Source organism: Rhizobium sp. 05N49, assembly GCF_056396805.1.
Window position 1 is genome coordinate 271,838 of record NZ_JBFTME010000009.1, and the last position, 20,094, is coordinate 291,931.

The window sequence follows — 20,094 nt, forward strand, 5'->3', positions numbered from 1 at the left end:
CACCAGATTGAAGGCAAATCATCATACAAGAAGATTGCCTGTGTATGATGATTAAGGTAAGAGACTTGACCAAGAGGAACTTTCCGATGCAGCCCGCAACAAGACGCGATGAGAAAACCGCAGCGCCCGAGCGCCGGCCGCGCGTCCGCCGTAGCGTTACGGCGGCGATTGCCGAGGATATCTGCGCCAACCGCTACCCCGCAGGCACGCTGTTGCCACGCGAAAATGACCTCTGCGAGCTCTATGGCGTCAGCCGCACCGTGATCCGCGAATCCCTGAAGGTTCTGGAATCCAAGGGGCTCGTACGCGGCAAACCGCGCATCGGCACCACTGTCTGCGACAAGGACGACTGGAACATTCTCGATCAGGACCTACTGGAATGGATGGGGCCGCATCTCGGCGATTTCGACCTGCTTGCCAGCATCCTCGAAGCCCGCCGCACGATCGAGCCGGCAGCGGCCGAATATGCCGCAAGTCGCGCCAGCACGCAGGAAATCGCCGATCTCGAAGGGGCCTGGCAGCGCATGCAAGCGGCGAGCGATGATGCCGAGGCCTTCACCGAGGCCGATCTGCTCTTCCATACCGTGCTGCTCAAGGCCAGCCACAACCAGGTCTTTCGCCGTCTCTCCAGCGCCATCCACGCTGCGCTCAAATACGCGCTGCACGCCTCCAACGTCGCCATGCCCGATCACCGCGAGGCCCTGGCCCTGCATGGCAAGGTGGTCGAAGCCCTGCGCCTGCGCGATGCCGCTGGCGCGCGCGATTGCGTCAACCGGATTCTCGACCTCGCCAAACGCGACCTGACCGCCGCCGGCCGGACGAAATGATAAGATATCAGCGGCCACGGCCGTCGATGGGAACACGAAGCGAAACGAAAGTGCGACTGTCATGAAGATCACCAAACTGACCACCTATATCGTCCCGCCGCGCTGGCTGTTTCTGAAGATCGAAACCGATGAAGGCGTCGTCGGCTGGGGCGAACCCGTTGTCGAGGGTCGCGCGCTGACCGTCGAGGCGGCCGTCCACGAACTCGCAGACTACCTCATCGGCAAGGATCCCTTCCTCATCGAAGATCATTGGACCGTGATGTATCGCGGTGGCTTCTATCGCGGCGGCGCCATCCATATGTCGGCGATATCCGGCATCGACCAGGCACTCTGGGACATCAAGGGCAAGGCGCTCGGCCAGCCGATCCATTCGCTGCTCGGCGGCCAGGTGCGTGACCGCATCAAGGTCTATTCCTGGATCGGCGGCGACCGCCCCTCCGACGTCGCCCGCAACGCCAAGGACGTCGTTTCCCGCGGCTTCAAGGCGATCAAGCTCAACGGCTGCGAGGAAATGCAGATCGTCGATACCAACGAGAAGATCGACAAGGCGGTCGAGACCATCGCGACGATCCGCGAGGCGATCGGCCCGCATGTCGGTATCGGTGTCGATTTCCACGGCCGTGTCCACAAACCCATGGCAAAGGTTCTTGCCAAGGAACTCGAACCCTACAAGCTGATGTTCATCGAGGAGCCGGTTCTCTCCGAACACCGCGAAACCCTGAAGGAAATCGCCAACCATTGCTCGACGCCAATCGCGCTCGGCGAACGCCTCTATTCCCGCTGGGACTTCAAGTCGGTCCTGTCGGACGGCTATGTTGATATTATCCAGCCGGATCTGTCCCACGCAGGCGGCATTACCGAATGCCGCAAGATCGCCGCCATGGCTGAAGCCTATGACGTGGCACTGGCACCTCATTGCCCGCTCGGCCCCATCGCGCTTGCCGCTTGCCTGCAGGTCGACGCCATCTCCTACAATGCCTTCATTCAGGAGCAGAGCCTCGGCATCCACTACAACAAGGGCAACGACATCCTCGACTACATCTCAAACAAGGAAGTCTTCCAGTATGCCGACGGATTCGTCTCCATTCCGCAGGGGCCCGGCCTCGGCGTCGAAGTGGACGAGGCCTATGTCATCGAGCGTGCCAAGGAAGGCCACCGCTGGCGCAATCCCATCTGGCGCCATGAGGATGGCAGCTTTGCCGAATGGTAAGCGAAAGGGCCGCGAAAGCGGCCCTTTTTCACTCTCCGTGTAGGATATCGGGCACTTCATTCGTCATTGTGAAAGCTCAAGGAGGAGATTTCACATGGCCAGAGCAATCGCAATCATTATTGCCCGCATCATCTTCAGCTTCATCTTTTTCATGGCCGCCGGCTTCAAGTTCGCCGATATCGGCGCGACGGCCGCCTACATCACCGCGGCAGGCTTTCCGGCGGCCACATTCCTTGCCTGGATCGCCGCCTTTTTCGAAATCGCACTGGCGCTTGCCTTCATATCCGGCGCCTTTTTCACAGAAGCGAGCCTGCTTGCCGGCATCTACGTGATCTTCCTGGCCTTTGCCTTCCATGGCCCGTCGCAATGGCAGCAGAACCAGGCTGAATTCGGCTTCTTCGTCGATCACTTCACCTTCTTGGCCGGTCTGCTCTTTGCCGCCGTTCACGGACCGGAACGGTGGGCGCTTCGCCACAGCCTCCTGAAATAATCCTCAACGCCACACGCTCCGGAACCAAGAGCCGCCCCGATCATTGCCTTTACCGGCAACCGCAAAGAGGAGCGGCTCATGGAGTTGCAGGGAAAGATCGCACTGGTGACCGGCGCAGGCTCCGGGATCGGCAAGGCGACTGCGCTGAAGCTCGCCGCTGAAGGCGCCAGGGTCGCGGTGCTGAGCCGCACCGAGAGCGAGGTGCTACAAACCTGCCAGGAGATCATCGCCGCTGGCGGTCAGTCGATCGAACTGACCGCCGATACGAGCGACGAGGCCCAAATGCGCGCGGCCGTCGACAAGATGACAGAGAATTTCGGCGGCATCGACATCGTGGTGGCCAATGCAGGCATCAATGGCGTCTGGGCGCCGATCGATGACCTCAAGCCCGACGAATGGGATCGGACCATGGCCGTCAACCTGCGCGGCACATACATGACCCTGCATCTCACCGTGCCCTATCTGAAGATGAACGGCGGCTCGATCGTCGTGGTCTCGTCAATCAATGGCACGCGCACCTTCACCACCCCGGGCGCCACCGCCTATACCGCAACCAAAGCCGGCCAGGTCGCCATGGTTCAGCAGCTCGCACTCGAACTCGGCAAACATGGCATTCGCGTCAATGCTGTCTGCCCCGGCGCGATCGACACCAGCATTTCCGCCAACACAACATCGCGCCATCGCGAGGAAACCGAAGTGCCAGTCATCTGGCCGAAGGGCGAAATCCCGATCACCGGCGGCAAGGCAGGGTCTAGTGACGATGTCGCCGAAACGATCCTCTTCCTTGCCTCCGAGCGCGCCCGGCATATTACTGGCACGCCTGTCTGGATCGACGGCGGACAGGGATTGCTGCGTTAGGCCGCTTCTGCGTCGTGCGACGATTGCCTTTGCTCGACCAGATCATCAGCGCATATATGCAGTTGCAGCAACGGCCCTGCCGGTCACCCGTTTAACCGCGCGCTTTCCAGCGTGTAAAGCAATTGCGGGCGCTTGACGCCGCGCAGCGCATAGCGGCCGATGCAGGCGAGGACGTTGCGCTCCGCCTCGGGGATCGCCGCTTCGAAATCCGACGACATCAGCACATTGAGATCGACCGAACGGCAGATCGAGGCGATGCGGCTCACCTCGTTGACCGCCGGCCCGATGACCGTGAAGTCCAGACGGTCCTGGCTGCCGATATTGCCGTAGAAGACATCGCCGATATGCAGGCCGATATAGACATCAGTTGTCGGCCGCCGGTCCACCTCGCGTGCTGCGTTGAGTACTGCAAGCTTCTGCCGGAGCAGGCGCTCTGCCTTCAACGCGGCAGAACAGCTTCCCGCCGGCTCCTCGCCCTTGAAGATCGCAAGTACCCCGTCGCCGATCAGCTTCAGAACATTCCCACCGGCTTCATGGATCGCTGTTATCACCGCCTCGCTATATTCATTGAGCAGCGGAATGATCTCTTCCGGCGGAGAATTGTCGGAGATCTTCGTGTAGTTCAAAAGGTCGGAGAACCAGAGGGCTGCCGAAATACGCTCGGTCTTGCCGCGCGAGATCTTGCCGTCCATCACCTGGCGGGCCGCATCCTCACCGAGATAGACCTCGGCGATCGTGCGGGCGATACGAGCAAGAGCCACGCATTTGATCGCCAGCCCCAGCACCGGCACCAGTTTGCGCAGGATCGCAAGATCCTGGTCGGAAAAGCCTCCCGGATGTTTCGTCGAGAAATGCGAGAAGAAGCAATCCATCTCGCCGATCGTGCCGGCCTCGGCAAAGCGATGCGCCATGGCGACGTAATCGGTGTGACCGAGCTTGTAGATCTGGTCCAGCATGATGAAATCGGTCGGATCGCCGAAGCCGATCCGGCGCCGCACCTCTCGATCGCCGCTGGTCCAGAGATGGTAGAAGGCCGAACGACGCCAGGTATCCAGCCCCTGGCCCTCACCCGAAGGGCCATATTCGAACTCGCCCTCAAAATCCTCAACGCTATCCCAGCGAAATGCGCGGCCTTCATGCACGGGATGAAGCGTGTCCATCAGCGCCATGGCGCGATCGAGCCGCATGCCGGCATTGCGGCAAGCTTCGCAGAAGCCGGCAAGCAGCTCCGCTTCGGTCGCACCGTTCAAGCCCTGTTCTGTCACCCATGCTGCGATTGTGCCGACGTCGCTGTGATCCATGCGCTCTCCTCACGATCCGCAAGCTGTAACGTGAATCTGCCGCAGATGAAAAGACAATCAACCCGAACAGACTATTGGCTTGTCGGCATATTATAGGGCGTAACGATTTCGACGGCCGAAAAGGACACCGGCGCCGTCCGGCTGACGGAGATAGTATGGGCCATGATTGCACGGAAAGCGGCGCGCGCATCGGTTCTGAGATCGTGATGCAGCACGAAATCGATCCGCCGTTCGGCTAGCAAAGCGCGGTTGTCGGCATCGAGATCATGCGCCACGAAGACCGAGACCGGCCTGCCGGCAGCCTTGAAAGCCGCAAGCACCGCGCGATTGCCGCCGCCGACCGAATAGACCGCATTGATCGAGGGATCATCGGCAAGGGCCTTGGCAACGAGCGTGCCCGTCGCGGCATCCGTGCCATGCCCTTCGCTCACTTCGATAATGCCAATTAGAGGATAATGCGCACGGATCACCCGGCGAAAGCCGATCTCCCGCTCCTCCTCGCCACGAAACCGGCCGCTTGACAGCGTCACCAGCGCCTTACCGCCGGCGGCACCAAGCAACCGACCGATGAGATAGGCCGCCGTCTCCCCTGCTGCCCGGTTATCGGCGCCGGCATAGGCCGACCGGGCGGAATTCGGCAGGTCGGTTACGAGGGTGACGACCGGGATATTGGCGGTATCGAGCCTTGCGACGGCAGCGACGATATCAGGCACATCAGGCGCCTTCAGCACAACGCCATGTGTGCCACGCAACCGGATCCGGTCGAGAAGCTGTACCAGCTCCGCGGCCCGCATCACCTCGGCAAAATGAAAGCGGCAGCGGAAGACGGTCGGCAGGAAGGTCGCAACCTCCGCTTCGAACGCGGCCCGCACCGCCGTGCTGAACCTGTCAGGCGTTTCCATGACGATATCGATCGTGAGCTTGCGGCCAGCCACATCGGCACCCGCCTGTTTCTCGAGCTCGGCGATTGCCGCCTTGACCCGCATCTCGGTCTGCCGCCGCACGCCGGGCCTGCCGTTCAGCACGCGATCGACTGTGGCAGTGCTGAGACCTGCCTGAAAAGCGATATCCTTGACGAGAAAGGGATGAGCCATGCTTGCTGTTTTGATGGATTTTTGATGGATTCCTGATCTATATCAGGATCGCAGGCGGCGTATAGTCCCTTCATCGGACATGGAGGAGCACCCGATGAAATCAGACAACCAGCAAAAATTGCGCGCCGACCGCGTCTGGCTCACCGAAGGCGCCTGCGATCTCAGCGATTTCCGCACACTCGCCGAAAAGACTACCGCCCTTGCCGACTATCCGACAGCCTCAGCCGTCGAGAAGAACGTTCTGATCTATGACAGCCGCAAGGTGATCGAGGCGGCGTCGACACTGGAAGGCCGTCGCTCCGTTCTCGCGGAAATCTGCGAAGCCTTCGGCATCGGCCCCGGCGTCGTCGTCTTCAAACATGCCTACGAAGACACCGGCATCATCGACCGGGCAAGCACGATCTTCGACGACATCATCGAAGAGCAGCACCGCAGCTCGACCGGCGGCGGCGATCATTTCGCCAAGCCGGGTGCCAATGACCGCATCTGGAACTCGCTCGAAAAGCACTGCCTTGCCGACCCCGAGAATTTCGCCCGCTACTACGGCAATGCCATCGTGGCGCTCGCAAGCGAGGCATGGCTCGGCCCGCATTACCAGATGACGGCGCAGGTCAATCGGGTGAACCCGGGCGGTGCCGCGCAATCGGCCCACCGCGACTATCACCTCGGCTTCCAGTCATCCAAGGTAATCGAGCAGTTCCCCGCCCACGTGCATCGCCTGTCGCCGGTGCTGACCTTGCAGGGTGCGGTCGCCCATTGCGACATGCCGCTCGAAAGCGGCCCGACGCTTTTCCTGCCGCACAGCCAGACCTACGAGCCGGGCTACCTCGCGCTCAAGCGCCACGAATTCAAGGATTATTTCGAGCAGAACCATATCCAGCTGCCGCTGGAAAAGGGCGATGTCGTCTTCTTCAACCCCGCCCTCTTCCATGCCGCCGGCACAAACCGCTCGAAAGACATCAAGCGCGTCGCAAACCTGCTGCAGGTCTCCTCGGCATTCGGCCGGGCGATGGAAACGGTCAACCGCGAGCGCATGAGCGCAAAGCTCTTCCCCGCCCTCAAGGCACTGACGGGCATGCTTTCAGCCGGCGAGATCGCCAATGCCGTCGCTTCCTGCGCGGAGGGCTACTCCTTCCCGACCAATCTCGACCGCGACCCGCCGCTCGGCGGCCTCGCGCCGAAGACCCAGGCCCAGCTGATGCATGAGGCGCTCGCCGAAAACTGGAGCGACGACGCCTTCACCAAAGCCCTTGCCGAACAGGCGGCTAGGAAGCTGAGCTGACAGGCCATCACAATACCATCATCCAAGAGCCCCTTGCCGCCGGTAAGGGGCCATTCGCATGTTATCAGGAGGAAAAGACATATGAGCACGGATTACGCCCGCCTCGACGGCAAGATCGCCATCGTCACCGGCGGCACGCAGGGCCTCGGCGCCACGATTGCCCGCCTCTTTGCCGAACGCGGCGCCAAGGGCATCGTCATCTGCGGCCGCAACGAGGCCAAGGGCAAAGCGAAGGCCGAGGAGATTGCGTCAAAGACCGGCGCGAAGGTCGTCTACGTCAAGGCCGATCTCGCCAAGGTCGAGGATACCAGGAATGTCGTCCAGGTCTGCGACCAGACCTTCGGCCGCGTCGATGCGCTGGTCAATGCCGCCGCCATCACCGACCGCGGCACGATCCTCGATACCAGCCCCGAACTCTTCGACAGTATGTTCGCCGTCAATGTCCGCGCACCCTTCTTCCTGATGCAGGAAGCGGTCAAGGTCATGCGCCGCGAGAAGATCGAGGGCACGATCGTCAATATCGGCTCCATGTCAGCCAAGGCCGGCCAGCCCTTCATCGCCGCCTATTGCGCTTCCAAGGGTGCGCTGGAAACGCTGACCAAGAACACCGCCTATGCGCTGCTGCGCAACCGCATCCGCGTCAATGGCCTGAATATCGGCTGGATGGCCTCTGAAGGCGAAGATCGCATCCAGAGGGAATTTCACAAGGCCGACGACGACTGGCTCGCCAAGGCTGCCGCAAGCCAACCCTTCGGCCGGCTGGTCGACCCGGAAGAAGTGGCCCGCGCCTGCGCCTATCTCTCGTCAGCCGAATCCGGCCTGATGACCGGCTCGGTCATCTGCTTCGATCAGTCGATCTGGGGCGCTTATGACGGCTCGCCGCATCCGGTCGCGGCGCTATAACGTACCATTGTAACGCTCCAGAGCCCGGCGCCTTTCCGCCTCCGGGCTCTGGCAGATTGCTTCGTTTCCCGCTACGAAGAAACAATATCGATCTGGAGGAATCGGGCATGGCCGGAAGCGAGCTTTATGATGTCAGGGACGAGCGCTTCAGAGCGCTGATCGCCGGCAGCGCGGTGCTGGAAGAATTGTACAGGGGCTGCCGCTGGGCTGAAGGACCTGTCTGGTTTTCCGATATGAACTGCCTGATCTGGAGCGACATTCCGAACGAACGCCTGATGCGCTGGGTGCCGGATGGCTCGGTCTCCGTCTTCCGCTCACCGTCCAACTATGTCAACGGCAATACCCGCGACCGGCAGGGCCGCTTGGTCTCCTGCGAACATGGCGGTCGCCGTGTGACCCGCACCGAGCCTGATGGACGCATTACCGTGCTGGCCGACAGCTTCAATGGCAAACGGCTGAACTCCCCGAACGATGTCGTTGTGAAGTCCGACGGCTCGATCTGGTTCACCGACCCGAGCTACGGCATCATGTCGGATTACGAAGGCCACAAATCTCCGGAAGAGCAGGAAAGCCGCAACGTCTATCGCATCGATGCCGCAACCGGCGATATCGAAGCTGTCGTCACCGACTTCATCCAGCCGAACGGGCTGGCCTTTTCGCCGGACGAGCGCCAGCTCTTCATCGCCGATTCCGGTTCCGCCAATCATGACGTCCCGCGCCATATCCGCGTCTTCGATGTCGTGGATGGCCGCAAGCTGATAAACAGCCGCTACTTCTGCTCGATCGACAGCGGCATACCGGATGGTTTCCGTTTCGATGTCTCGGGAAATCTCTGGACCAGTGCCGCCGACGGTGTGCACTGCTTTGCCCCTGACGGGACGCTGCTCGGCAAGATCAAGGTGCCGCAGACCGTCTCCAACGTCACGTTCGGCGGCCCGAAGAAGAATCGCCTCTTCATCACTGCAACGCAATCGCTCTATTCGATCTACACGACGACGAACGGCGCGCAGTACCCGTAAGCCTATGCCTTGCGCGCTGCAGCTCTGAGTGCCTGCTGGAAAACCTGCTTCATCTCGGCAAAACCATCAAAGCCGAGATGATGCGCGAAGCGGATGACGCTGGTCTGTGAAACATTGCAGCGCTCGGCGATCTTCTGGCTGCTTTCGAAAGCGAACACATCGGGCCGCTCGGCGGCGAGCCGCGCCAGCGCATCCAGCCGCTGCGGCAGATCGCGGTGGATGGAAACCCAGAATGCCTTGCTGAGAAAGGCATCTCCGTCGGCCTTCATCGAAACAGTCTGCATTCCAGCCTCCATCGTTTACCGCCCGTGGAGGCCAGGATCATCATGGCCCCAGCCCCCACGGGAGGAACTGTTTAAGCCTTCACCTTGTCCGGCCGGCCGTGCAGTGGCTCCTTGCGGTGCCAGTTTTCGAGGATGCGGCCGTCGGTGTGCTTCTGCTGCGCCCAGCGGATGCCGTTTGAGATGACCTTGTGCACCGTCTTGTCGTGATAGATCGGATAGGTCTCGTGGCCGGGGCTGAAGAAGAAGATGCGACCGCGACCGCGCTGGAAGGTGCAGCCGCTGCGGAACACTTCGCCACCGGAATACCAGGAGATGAAGACCAGTTCGTCCGGCTGCGGAATGTCGAAGGGCTCGCCATACATTTCCGAGGCATTGACCTCGAAATAGGGCGGCAAGCCCTCGGCGATCGGATGCGAGGGATTGACCACCCAGACGCGCTCCAGGTCACCCTCCGGCGTCTCGCGCCAGGAGAGATTGGCATTGGTGCCCATCAGCCGGCGGAAGAGCTTGGAGTGATGGCCGGAATGCAGGACCAGAAGGCCCATGCCCTTCAGAACCCGCTGCTGCACACGGTCGATCAGCCCGTCGCTGACTTCCTCATGCGCCATATGCCCCCACCAGAGCAGCACGTCGGTATCGTTGAGCACGGAATCCGGCAGGCCTTCATCCGGATCGTCGAGCGTGCCGCGACGGATCTCGAAATCGGGATGGGCGATACCGGCAGCGATCGCGCCGTCGATACGATCGGGATAAATATCCTGGACCTCCTTGTGGACCTGCTCGTGGCGTCCTTCGTTCCAGATCGTGACCTTGATTGTCATGCTATTCCTCGATGTTTCAAATTTGAGCCGAACGGAGAACCCGGCCGGCGGAATCGAACAGATGGCAGGCGGCGCGCTCGGCTGTGAGCGAAACGCGATCGCCGGGACGAATGGTCATGTCGCCTTCTGTGCGCACGACGATCGGCTGCTGCTGCGACCCGACCGTCAGATAGGTCTCGACACCAAGCCGCTCGACGATGACGACCTCGGCCGAAAAATCGCCCTGCCCCTGCGGCGCAAGCTTCAGATGCTCAGGCCGGATGCCGAGTTTCGCCTCACCCTGCGGCACGGAGCCATTGGCATCCGAGAGATCGATCGCAAGGCCGAGCGGGCTTTCCAGATGCACCTTGCCGGCATCCCGGCGTGTTGCCGTCATCGGCAGCACGTTCATTTTCGGCGAGCCGATGAAAGTCGCGACGAATTCGTTTTCGGGCTGATGGTAGAGCTCCATCGGCGCGCCCTGCTGGGCGACGACACCCTTGTTCAGAACGACGATGCGGTCGGCCATCGTCATCGCCTCGACCTGGTCGTGCGTGACATAGACGACGGTTGCCTTCAGCTCGCGATGCAGGCGCTGCAACTCAGCGCGCATCTGCACGCGCAGCGCAGAATCGAGGTTCGACAGCGGCTCGTCAAACAGGATCAGCGACGGCTTCTTGATGATCGCACGGCCGATCGCCACACGCTGCCGTTGGCCGCCGGATAGCGCACCCGGCTTGCGGCTGAGATAGTCAGTCAGCTGCAGGATCTCCGCGACGCCTTCCACCTGCTTCTTGATTTCGGTTTCCGGCACCTTCTTGAGGCTCAGCGAAAAGCCGATATTTTCAGCGACCGTCATATGCGGATAGAGCGCATAGGACTGGAAAACCATGGCGATGCCGCGCTTGTCCGGCGGCACGTCGTTGATGCGCTGGCCATTCAGCATCAGATCGCCCTCATCGATGCCTTCGAGGCCGGCGATCATACGCAACAGCGTGGACTTACCGCAGCCCGACGGGCCGACGAACACGGCGAATTCGCCATCCTCCACCGTGATATCGACGCCCTTGATGACTTCGAGCGCGCCGTAGAATTTGCGAACGTTTCTGAGATTGATCATTCGTTTCTCTTTCTTGATCTCAGCCCTTCACACCGCCCGAGAAGGTCTGGACGAGGAAGCGCCGCGCAAAGCCGAAGGCGACGACGGCAGGCAGCAGGTAAATGAAGGCGAGCGCCGTCAGCAGGCCGTAATCGATCTCGTTGATGCGCAGGAAGGCGCGGAAGAGGCCGAGYGGCAGCGTCTGCAGCTCTGGCGACGACAGGAAGATCAGCGGCAGCAGGAAATCGCCCCAGGCCGACATGAAGGCGAAGAGACCGGCGGCCGCGAGCCCAGGCATGGCAAGCGGGATCAGCACCCGGCGGATGCGCTGCATCATCGTCGCCCCGTCCATGACGGCCGCTTCCTCATAGTCACGCGGCAGGCCGTCGAAGAAGGTCTTCATGATCCAGAGCGCCAGCGGCAACTGCATGGTGGCGAGCACCAGCATGATACCGAGATAACCGTCGATGAACCCGGTCCAGCGCATGATATCGCGGGCATAGCTTCCGAAGATCGGGCGCAGGAGCGCGCCTTCCGCATTGTTGAGCGTCAGCAAGAACTTGTAGAGCGGCACGACGAGTGCCGTCGGCGGCAACACGCGGATCAGCAGGATCGCGTAGAGGAAGGGCAGCTTCCACCAGGCCCGCGTGCGCGACAGCGCATAGCCGCCGAGCCCCGCCAGAACCATGACGATAAGCGTCGCTCCGCCGACCACGAAAAGCGAGTTGAACAGCCACTTCGCCCCATCCTCCTTGGTGAAGACGCGCACATAGTTTGCGAACGTCCACTGCTCCGGCCAGCGCAGGAAGAGCTGCGCATTGCCGTCGAAGGAGGCAAGCAGCACCCAGAAGAAAGGCACAGCGCAGAAGATCGAGATGATCGTCAGTGTTGCGTAGGCAAGCAGGTCGGAGCGGGTCTTGTTGGCCCCTTCGCTTGGGGAAATAGCGGTCATGTCAGACCTCCACTTTCATGGCTCGGACATAGCCGATACCGAGGATCAGCGAGATGATGAGCGCGACGACCGCGACCGCAGCACCGTAACCGAGCTGGAAGGCCGTGAAGGACTGGTTGTAGATGTAGATGCTGACGACCTCCGTCGCCCCGCCCGGGCCGCCGCGCGTCAGCGCGTAGACGAGACCGAAGACGGCAATGGTGGAGACGGCCGAAATCAGCATGTAGAGCAGGATTGTCGGCATCATCAGCGGCAGGGTGATGCGGCGGAACATCTGCGACGGTGTCGCGCCATCCATGCGCGCCGCCTCGTAGATCTCGGCGGGGATGGTGCTGAGGCCCGCCGTCAGCAGGATCATCGCGGTCGCGATACCGCGCCAGGTGTTGACGATGATGATCATCGACAGTGGGAAGGCGTTCAGCCAGTCGGCCGGATTGATGCCGAAGAAGGCAACGATGCGCGAGAGCGTCGCATGTTCGCCGCCGGCCAGCATCGAGATCCACATGAAGCCGGCAACGACTTCCGGGGCGGCATTCGGCAGAAGAATAATCGAAGAGAAGAACTGGCGGAAACGGATCGGGCGGCGCAGCGCCATTGCCGAAATCAGCCCGAGCACGAACTGCCCGATGACGGCAGAACCCATGACGAAGACGAAGGTGACGAACAGCGAATTCCAGAACTTTGCATCGTTGAAGAGGCGCACATAGTTGCGGATACCGACGAAGCGCGGCCGCAGGGCCGCAGCTCCCGTCAGCGCCTCATTGGTGAAGCTCAGATAGACGGAATAGAGGGCGGGATAGATCACAAAGGCCAGAAGCAGGACCAGCGACGGCAGCAGAACCAGCAGGAGTTGGCGCTCGGTTCGCTTTTCATGAGAGTTTCGGGCCATTGAAGCTCACAACCTTATCGAATGAAATCGGGAAGACGCGGCGAGAATGCCGCGTCCCCGTCTTGGCGGGAGGAAGATATCAGTGGCTTACTTGACCATGTCGTCGCCGAGCGTTTCCTTGACGTAGTCGACAAGGATCTTCTGGGCGCCGGCCGCATCGGTTTCCTTGCGCAGCAGGGCTTCGGTGGCGCGTGCCACACCTTCGGCAACCGTGCCGAAGCCGGAAGCCTGCTTCAGGAAGACGCCGTTTCCGGCAGCAGCATGGATCGGAACGAGTTCCGTCAGCTTCTGGAATTCCGGATCCTTGGCGGCATCCTTGCTGGCCGGAATGTTGCCGATGCGGGCAGCATAGGAAACCTGTGTTTCGACCGAGCCGATTTCCATCAGCGCCTTCTTGGCCAGCTCCACATTGGCGGACTTGGAGTTGACGGCCCACGGAGCAGCGAGGTTGGCAAGCACGTACTGGCCGCCGCTCTGACCCGGAACGGTCCAGGTGCCGACGATCTTGGTCACGTCAGGGATCGGGTTCTTGCTCTCGCGACCCCAGTCGAAAATGTAGCACCAGGAACCGCAGGTGGTGGCGGCAAGCTTGCCGGCCGGGAACATTTCATACTTCGGCACGACCCAGGGCTCCGGTCCGAGCAGCGGCTGCACCGGCATCAGGTCCTTGTCGATCAACGTTTTGTAGACGTTGAAGACATCCTTGACGCCCTCGCCGTTCAGGTCGAGCTTGCCATCGGCACCGACGAGCTGCGGCGTCTTGGAGCCGACGAGCAGGTGCTGGAAGCCTTCGTCGAAGGCGCCGCTACCCCAGGAAACGCCGGCCGGGAAGAGCAGGCCGTAGGAGCCGGTCTTCTGCTTCACTTCGGCCGCGCGGTCGAGAAGCTCCTGCCAGGTCTTCGGCTGCTCGGTGGAGATGCCTGCCTTTTCGAGAACATCCTTGCGGTAATAGATTTCCTGGATGCCGAGCATGAACGGCATCACATAGGTTTCGCCGTCAGGGCTGACAGCAAGCTGCTTGGCGACGTCATAGAGGTTGGCGTAACCGTCCCAGGCCTTGAACTCGGTGGAAACAGGCGCGAGGTAGCCGGCTTCGACCATGTCGGCAACAGCAGCCGTCGTCGGGATGGAGAAGAGGTCGGGTGCGTTGCCTGCGCCAAGCTCAGTCAGGAGCTTGGTGAGATAATCCTTGTCGGGCGCCGGATATTCGACGACCTCAACCGTTACGCCATATTTTTTCTCGATCCGCTCGACGGTCGACTTCATCGCGTCGATGCCGGCCTGGCCGTGATTGGCGATACGAATTGTTTCAGCATGGGCCAGCGTCGAAACCGCGCTGAGCAGGATGGCGCACAGGCCACCGATAACCGTCTTCTTCAACGGAAGTCCTCCCTTTTTTAGAGCCACGGCGCCCTCCAGCACCGGTGACGAAAATGTACACGCATTCTGAATGCTGACAAGATGATTTTTAAAGCAGCACCCTTCTCAAATATATAATATTGATTTTATTAAGTTATTTATAACTTGCGCCAATCGTGACGTTTGTGTAATCGTTTGCACAACGATATCAGGGAGGATTTCGATGTCTCAGAAATTGCGCCTCGGCGTCATCGGCGCGGGCTTGAAGGCGGCTGAATATGCTCAGAGCTGGGCGAAGATGCCGGAAATCGAATTCGTGGCGCTCGCCGACACGACGGAAACCTCCAGAAAGCGCCTCATCGACGTCTGCACCGCAGCCGGAGCACCGGAGCCAAAAAGCTTCGAGGACTACCGCGACATGCTCGCAAAATGCCGCGATGAACTCGACATCATCTACGTCTCCACCCCGCACGCTTTCCATGCCGAGCAGGCGACTGCCGTTGCCGAAGCCGGCCTCGATCTTTTCCTCGAAAAGCCGATGGTCACGACCGTAGCAGAGGCCGAAACGCTGATCGCGGCGCAGAAGAAAAGCGGCGTCACTATCGTCACCGCTTTCCAGGGCGGCCTTTCGCCGCTTGTGCTCGATACCCGCAAACGGGCTCTCTCCGGTGAATTTGGCGATCTCATCGCCATTTCCGGCATGATCTGGGAAAGTTGGTCTTCCAACTATGACGGCCACTGGAAGCAGCAGCCGGAAATCTCCGGCGGCGGCTTCATGTTCGATACCGGCGCACACATGATGAACACCGTCTGCCTGCTTGCCAATTCCGATTTCGACAGCGTTTCCGCCTATATGAACAACCACGGAAAGAATGTGGATATCGCCACGGCCGTCTCCGCCCGCCTGAAGAATGGCGCGCTCGCGACGCTGACCGCCGCCGGCGAAGGCCCTCCCGGCTGCGCCTCCTACATCACCTTCTTCTATTCGAAGGCGATCGTGCGCATCGATGCCTGGGGCGGCTGGCGCGAGATCAGCGTCGGGCGCACGAGCGAGCCACGCGAAGAGGCCGAGATTCTCGGCAATCCCATGAAGAATTTCCTCGCCATCCGCGCCGGAACGATGGAAAACTCCGGCTCCGTTGAAATGGGTCTCAGATTCGCTAGGCTCTGGGATGCAATCAAGGAATCGGCAGCAGCCGACGGCACCCCCGTCAGGATTGCCGGATAGGCGCAAAATAATGAGCGGAACGAACAGACGGCGGATCACCTCGAAGGAACTGGCGAAACTCGCCGGTGTGTCCTCCGCGACGATTTCGAGGGCTTTCTCGCCGGATTCGCGGATCGGAAGCGCCACGCGCGACCGCATCCTCGCCGTTGCTCGCGAATATGGCTACCAGCCGAATGCGATTGCCCGCTCGCTGAACAACCAGCGCTCGCGCTTGGTCGCACTCGTGGTCAACGCCATCGGCAACCCCTGCGAGGCCGAGGAGCAGCAACTCCTCGTCCATCGCCTGCAGGCCCGCCAGCTCCTGCCGATCCTGCTCTGTTGCGCCGATCACTCCGATCGCCTGCAGCTGATGCGGCTCGCCTCCACCTATCAGGTCGATCATGTCGTCATCTTCTCCGACATGGTCTCGATGCAGGATGCGGTCGATATTTTCCACACGACCAAGCCGATCATCGTTTCCTTCGAGCCGCTGGAAAACGAGGATGTTTCCAACATCCGCATCGACGGCGCGGTCGGCGCCGGCGAGATCATCGACAAGATTGTCGGCGACGGAAAGAAGCGCTTCGCCTATCTCTCCGGCACCAAGTCGAGCTGGATTGACAAGCTGCGCCGCAGGTGGTTTGCCGACGCTCTGGCGCGTCATGGCCTTGCCTTCGAAGCGGAAGCCTTCGGCGACTATTCCTATGATTCCGGCTTCAAGGAAGCCGTCCTGCTGCTGCACCGCTCGAAAGTCGATGCCATCATCTGCGGCAATGACGTCATGGCGATCGGCGCGCGCGATGCCGCCCGCCGCGTCCTTGGCAAGAATACGCCCGAGGATATCGCCATTGTCGGTCAGGACGGTATCGCCATGGCCGCCTGGGATTGCAACGACCTGACGACGCTGAGCCTCGACCACGCAGCCTTCATGGATGCTGTCGTCGAAGTGATCGAACGCCACGAGGCCGGCGACGAAGGCCCGCACAGCATCACGCTTGCCTGCACGCCCCGCTGGGGCTCGACCGCCTGAGGGGGCGGTTCATTCATTCGCTTCGAGGAGGACTACCGATGATCACCCTTCCCCGCGCCGCTGCCAGACGCCACCTCTCCGCTGCCGCCTGCCGGGGAGAATGAGATGCGCTCAGTCGTTTCCTTGAATGAATCCTGGAGCTTCCACGAGGGCTTCGGCCAGAACCTGACGGAAGCCTTCGATGGCGCCGCGATGGTCCATCTGCCGCACACCGCCGTCGAGCTACCTTTYAACTATTTCGACGAGAAGCGTTATCAGCGGGCCTTCACCTATCAGAAGGTGCTGCGGTGGCTGCCGGAATTCGAAGGCCGCGAAGTTTCCATCCTCTTCGACGGCGCCATGGCTGACAGCGTCGTCTATCTGAATGGCGAAGAGATCATCGCCCACAAGGATGGCTACACGCCCTTTGAAGCTCGTCTTACCGGCAAATTGATCAAGGGCGACAACCTGATCACCGTTAAGATCGACGGCAGCGAGAACCCGGCGATCCCACCCTTCGGCGGCCGTATTGACTATCTGACCTATGCCGGCATCTATCGCGACGTCTGGCTGAAGGTCACCGACAAGATTTCGATCCGCAATATCAAGATCGAGACGCACGATGTCCTCTCGGACAGGAAATCGGCGACAGTACGTGTCGATATCGCCAACCCGCAGGGCCTCGCCTATGCGGCGACCGTCACCGGATCGCTGCGGGACGCGCATGGCAACATTCTGGCGAGTGCTGCCGGCGAGACGATCGGGACCAGCACCACTCTTTCCTTCGGCGGCCTGACCGACATCGAACTCTGGGATCTGTCGAACCCGGCGCTCTATGAAGTTTCCGTCGAACTGAAGACGGAACATGGCGCCGACCGGACCACCGGCCATTTCGGTTTCCGCACCGCCAAATTCACCCCGGAAGGCTTCCTGCTGAACGGTCGCCCCGTAAAGCTCCAGGGCCTCAACCGCCATCAGGCCTATCCCTATGTGGGCTACGCCGCCGGCCGCTCCGCGCAGGAGCGCGACGCCGATATCATGAAGACGGTGCTGAAGTGCAATATCGTGCGCACCTCGCACTATCCGCAGTCGAAATGGTTCCTCGACCAGTGCGACCGCATCGGCCTGCTCGTCTTCGAGGAAATCCCCGGTTGGCAGCATATCGGCGATCTCGACTGGCAGAACGAGTCCATCGAGAACGTGCGCCGCATGATCGAGCGCGACTGGAACCACCCCTCGATCATCATCTGGGGCGTGCGTATCAATGAATCGCTCGATAGCCACGACTTCTATACCGCCACCAACCGCCTGGCCCACGAACTCGATTCCACCCGCCAGACCGGCGGCGTTCGTTACCTGACGGAAAGCGAGCTGCTCGAAGACGTCTACACGATGAACGACTTCATCCTCGGCAATGAGGAACTGCCGGGTGCAAACCGCCCGCGCACGGCCCTTCGCAGCCAGCAGGAAAATACCGGCCTCTCCTACAAGGTCCCGTACATCATCACCGAATTCAACGGCCACATGCATCCGACCAAGATGTATGATGCAGAGCAGCGCCAGGCAGAGCATGTGCGCCGCCATCTGGAAGTGCTGAACGCGGCCTATGGCGATCCGGATATTTCTGGCGCGATCGGCTGGTGCATGTTCGACTATAACACGCACAAGGATTTCGGCTCCGGCGACCGCATCTGCTATCACGGCGTCATGGATATGTTCCGCGAACCGAAATTCGCGGCCTACGTCTATGCCAGCCAGTGCGACCCTTCGGAAGACGTCATCATGAAGCCGGTCACTTTCTGGGCGCGCGGCGAGCGCAGCATCGGCGGCGTGCTGCCACTGATCATCCTGACCAATTGCGATGAGGTAGAGCTCAAATACGGTTCGCTGACGAAGCGCACCGGTCCGGACCACGAAAACTACCCGCACCTGCCGCATCCGCCCGTGGTGCTCGACCACCGCCATTTCACCCAGGACGAACTCGGCCGCTGGGGCCTGGAATGGATCGACGGCGAATTCACCGGCTTCGTCAACGGCGAGCCTGTAGCCAGCCTGACGCTCGCGGCCGATCCCCTGCCGACCGCACTGGAAGTCGTGCCCGACAGCACCACGCTGAAGGCGCGCGAACGCGACACGACCCGCGTCATCATCCGCGCGCTCGACCAGCGCGGCCAGCGGCTGCCGTTCCTCAACGATGTTGCAACCTTGACCGTGAAGGGGCCCGGCAAGATCGTCGGGCCAACGGCCGTACCGCTCCAGGGCGGAACGACGGGCTTCTGGCTGGAGGCAACAGGCCTGACGGGCGAAATCACGGTCGAAGCGACCTCAAGCCACTTCGCACCAGTCACGATTTCCGTGGCGGCCGTCTGACGGCCGCCAGAGAATAATTTGCTGGCTAAGCGATCCGCAACTGGCTGGCGGGATCGAAGAAGACCGCCTTGTCGAGATTGAAGGCAAGGCGGGTATTCTGGCCCGGCAGGATGCCGGTATCCGCTCCAAGGCGCGCCACTACCGACTTGCCGCCGAGCTTGGTGACGGCAAATGTATCTGAACCGGCCGGCTCCACGACCTCGATGGCGCAATCGCCATGGACGACCGACTTTGCCTTGCGGTCAGCTCCGTCAATATCCGTCAGTGCTTCCGGACGGATCCCGAAGATGACCTGCTTGCCGGTATAACCTGTCAGGCTGTTGTTGCCGGCATTGACGGGCAGCTTCAGCGGCTCGCCATTCGGCCGCTCCAGCGACACCTGCAGCCCGCCGGCGCCATTCTCGACGGTGGCGTTCACCAGGTTCATCGCCGGCGATCCCATGAAATCCGCCACGAACACATTGGCTGGGCTGTTGTAAATCTCGGCCGGCGTGCCGAACTGCTGCAGCACGCCATCCTTCAGCACCGCGATTTTCGTCGCGAGCGTCATGGCCTCGATCTGGTCGTGGGTGACGTAGACAATCGTCGTTCCCATGCGCTGGTGCAGGCGTTTGATTTCCGTACGCATGTCGACGCGCAGTTTCGCATCGAGGTTGGAGAGCGGTTCGTCGAAGAGGAAGACCTGCGGATTGCGCACCAGCGCGCGGCCCATGGCGACGCGCTGACGCTGTCCGCCCGAAAGCTGCGACGGCTTGCGGTCGAGCAGATGGCCGATCTGCAGCATGTCGGAGACCTGCTTGATCGCCTTTTCGCGCTCTTCCTTCGGCACGCCGCGGATTTCCATGCCGAAGGCGATGTTGCCGGCAACGGTCATGTTCGGATAGAGCGCGTAGCTCTGGAAGACCATGGCGATATCACGCTTGGACGGATGCAGATCATTGATCGCACGGCCATCGATACGGATTTCGCCAGAGGTGATCGCCTCGAGCCCGGCAATCGTGTTGAGCAGTGTCGACTTACCGCAACCGGACGGACCGACCAGCACCAGAAAGCCGCCCTTTTCAAGCTCCAGATCGATCCCCTTGAGAATATCGACGGCGCCGAAACGCTTCTTGAGACCGGAAATTTCAAGGAAAGCCAT

Annotated in this window: 19 protein-coding genes; 10 read left to right on the forward strand and 9 right to left on the reverse strand. The window is 61.1% G+C overall.

The features are described from left to right. The first annotated feature begins 86 nt into the window (after positions 1-86). From AC1DF8_RS20060 to AC1DF8_RS20075, 4 genes are all read left to right on the forward strand, one after another. On the forward strand, positions 87-827 hold the full coding sequence (locus AC1DF8_RS20060; protein WP_478154583.1) for a FadR/GntR family transcriptional regulator: 741 nt from the start codon (positions 87-89) through the stop codon (positions 825-827). Between the two features lie 61 nt (positions 828-888). Further along, a complete protein-coding gene (gene dgoD, locus AC1DF8_RS20065) occupies positions 889-2,037 on the forward strand; it encodes a galactonate dehydratase (protein WP_112544405.1) in 1,149 nt (382 codons plus the stop codon). Between the two features lie 94 nt (positions 2,038-2,131). Next, complete coding sequence (locus AC1DF8_RS20070) at positions 2,132-2,527, forward strand: DoxX family protein (RefSeq protein ID WP_478154585.1); 396 nt, start codon at positions 2,132-2,134, stop codon at positions 2,525-2,527. A gap of 78 nt (positions 2,528-2,605) precedes the next feature. Next, a complete protein-coding gene (locus AC1DF8_RS20075; protein ID WP_478154587.1) occupies positions 2,606-3,385 on the forward strand; it encodes an SDR family oxidoreductase in 780 nt (259 codons plus the stop codon). Positions 3,386-3,468: 83 nt separating this feature from the next. Here AC1DF8_RS20075 and AC1DF8_RS20080 read toward each other — a convergent pair whose 3' ends face one another. Beyond that, positions 3,469-4,686, reverse strand: coding sequence for an adenylate/guanylate cyclase domain-containing protein (locus AC1DF8_RS20080; RefSeq protein ID WP_478154589.1), 1,218 nt, complete (start codon positions 4,684-4,686; stop codon positions 3,469-3,471). A 71-nt stretch (positions 4,687-4,757) separates the two neighbouring features. Then, on the reverse strand, positions 4,758-5,780 hold the full coding sequence (locus AC1DF8_RS20085) for a LacI family DNA-binding transcriptional regulator (RefSeq protein WP_113205739.1): 1,023 nt from the start codon (positions 5,778-5,780) through the stop codon (positions 4,758-4,760). Between the two features lie 94 nt (positions 5,781-5,874). Between AC1DF8_RS20085 and AC1DF8_RS20090 the strand changes: the two genes are divergently transcribed. The 3 genes from AC1DF8_RS20090 (at position 5,875) to AC1DF8_RS20100 (ending at position 8,984) form a co-directional block, all read left to right on the forward strand. After that, complete coding sequence (locus tag AC1DF8_RS20090) at positions 5,875-7,062, forward strand: phytanoyl-CoA dioxygenase family protein (protein ID WP_478154591.1); 1,188 nt, start codon at positions 5,875-5,877, stop codon at positions 7,060-7,062. Positions 7,063-7,143: 81 nt separating this feature from the next. Beyond that, entirely contained in the window at positions 7,144-7,965 is an 822-nt protein-coding gene (locus AC1DF8_RS20095; RefSeq protein WP_478154592.1) for an SDR family oxidoreductase, read from the forward strand. Between the two features lie 107 nt (positions 7,966-8,072). Continuing rightward, positions 8,073-8,984: an SMP-30/gluconolactonase/LRE family protein gene (locus AC1DF8_RS20100; protein ID WP_478154594.1), complete on the forward strand. Its 912-nt coding sequence runs from the start codon at positions 8,073-8,075 to the stop codon at positions 8,982-8,984. 2 nt (positions 8,985-8,986) lie between these two features. Here AC1DF8_RS20100 and AC1DF8_RS20105 read toward each other — a convergent pair whose 3' ends face one another. The 6 genes from AC1DF8_RS20105 to AC1DF8_RS20130 form a co-directional block, all read right to left on the reverse strand. Then, on the reverse strand, positions 8,987-9,268 hold the full coding sequence (locus AC1DF8_RS20105; protein ID WP_162729933.1) for a MurR/RpiR family transcriptional regulator: 282 nt from the start codon (positions 9,266-9,268) through the stop codon (positions 8,987-8,989). Positions 9,269-9,339: 71 nt separating this feature from the next. Next, complete coding sequence (locus AC1DF8_RS20110) at positions 9,340-10,089, reverse strand: ThuA domain-containing protein (RefSeq protein WP_113118099.1); 750 nt, start codon at positions 10,087-10,089, stop codon at positions 9,340-9,342. A gap of 16 nt (positions 10,090-10,105) precedes the next feature. Beyond that, the gene (locus AC1DF8_RS20115; RefSeq protein WP_478154596.1) at positions 10,106-11,188 is read right to left on the reverse strand and encodes an ABC transporter ATP-binding protein; all 1,083 of its coding nucleotides are present in this window, start codon (positions 11,186-11,188) and stop codon (positions 10,106-10,108) included. A gap of 19 nt (positions 11,189-11,207) precedes the next feature. Beyond that, positions 11,208-12,119, reverse strand: coding sequence for a carbohydrate ABC transporter permease (locus AC1DF8_RS20120; protein WP_113145435.1), 912 nt, complete (start codon positions 12,117-12,119; stop codon positions 11,208-11,210). A 1-nt stretch (position 12,120) separates the two neighbouring features. Continuing rightward, positions 12,121-13,008 carry a carbohydrate ABC transporter permease gene (locus AC1DF8_RS20125; RefSeq protein WP_113138800.1) on the reverse strand — a complete coding sequence of 296 codons (888 nt, stop codon included), beginning with the start codon at positions 13,006-13,008 and terminating at the stop codon, positions 12,121-12,123. Positions 13,009-13,095: 87 nt separating this feature from the next. Continuing rightward, the gene (locus tag AC1DF8_RS20130) at positions 13,096-14,388 is read right to left on the reverse strand and encodes an extracellular solute-binding protein (RefSeq protein WP_113204610.1); all 1,293 of its coding nucleotides are present in this window, start codon (positions 14,386-14,388) and stop codon (positions 13,096-13,098) included. A gap of 202 nt (positions 14,389-14,590) precedes the next feature. On the opposite strand from AC1DF8_RS20130, the gene AC1DF8_RS20135 reads away from it, so the two are divergent. From AC1DF8_RS20135 to AC1DF8_RS20145, 3 genes are all read left to right on the forward strand, one after another. Next, positions 14,591-15,595 carry a Gfo/Idh/MocA family protein gene (locus AC1DF8_RS20135; protein WP_478154598.1) on the forward strand — a complete coding sequence of 335 codons (1,005 nt, stop codon included), beginning with the start codon at positions 14,591-14,593 and terminating at the stop codon, positions 15,593-15,595. Between the two features lie 10 nt (positions 15,596-15,605). Continuing rightward, entirely contained in the window at positions 15,606-16,604 is a 999-nt protein-coding gene (locus AC1DF8_RS20140; RefSeq protein ID WP_112544434.1) for a LacI family DNA-binding transcriptional regulator, read from the forward strand. A gap of 105 nt (positions 16,605-16,709) precedes the next feature. Then, positions 16,710-18,953 (forward strand): glycoside hydrolase family 2 protein, encoded by a 2,244-nt coding sequence (locus tag AC1DF8_RS20145; protein ID WP_478154600.1) that lies wholly within the window; start codon positions 16,710-16,712, stop codon positions 18,951-18,953. 25 nt (positions 18,954-18,978) lie between these two features. Here the strand turns inward: AC1DF8_RS20145 and AC1DF8_RS20150 are convergent, their stop codons facing one another. Further along, positions 18,979-20,094 (reverse strand): ABC transporter ATP-binding protein, encoded by a 1,116-nt coding sequence (locus AC1DF8_RS20150; protein ID WP_112968678.1) that lies wholly within the window; start codon positions 20,092-20,094, stop codon positions 18,979-18,981.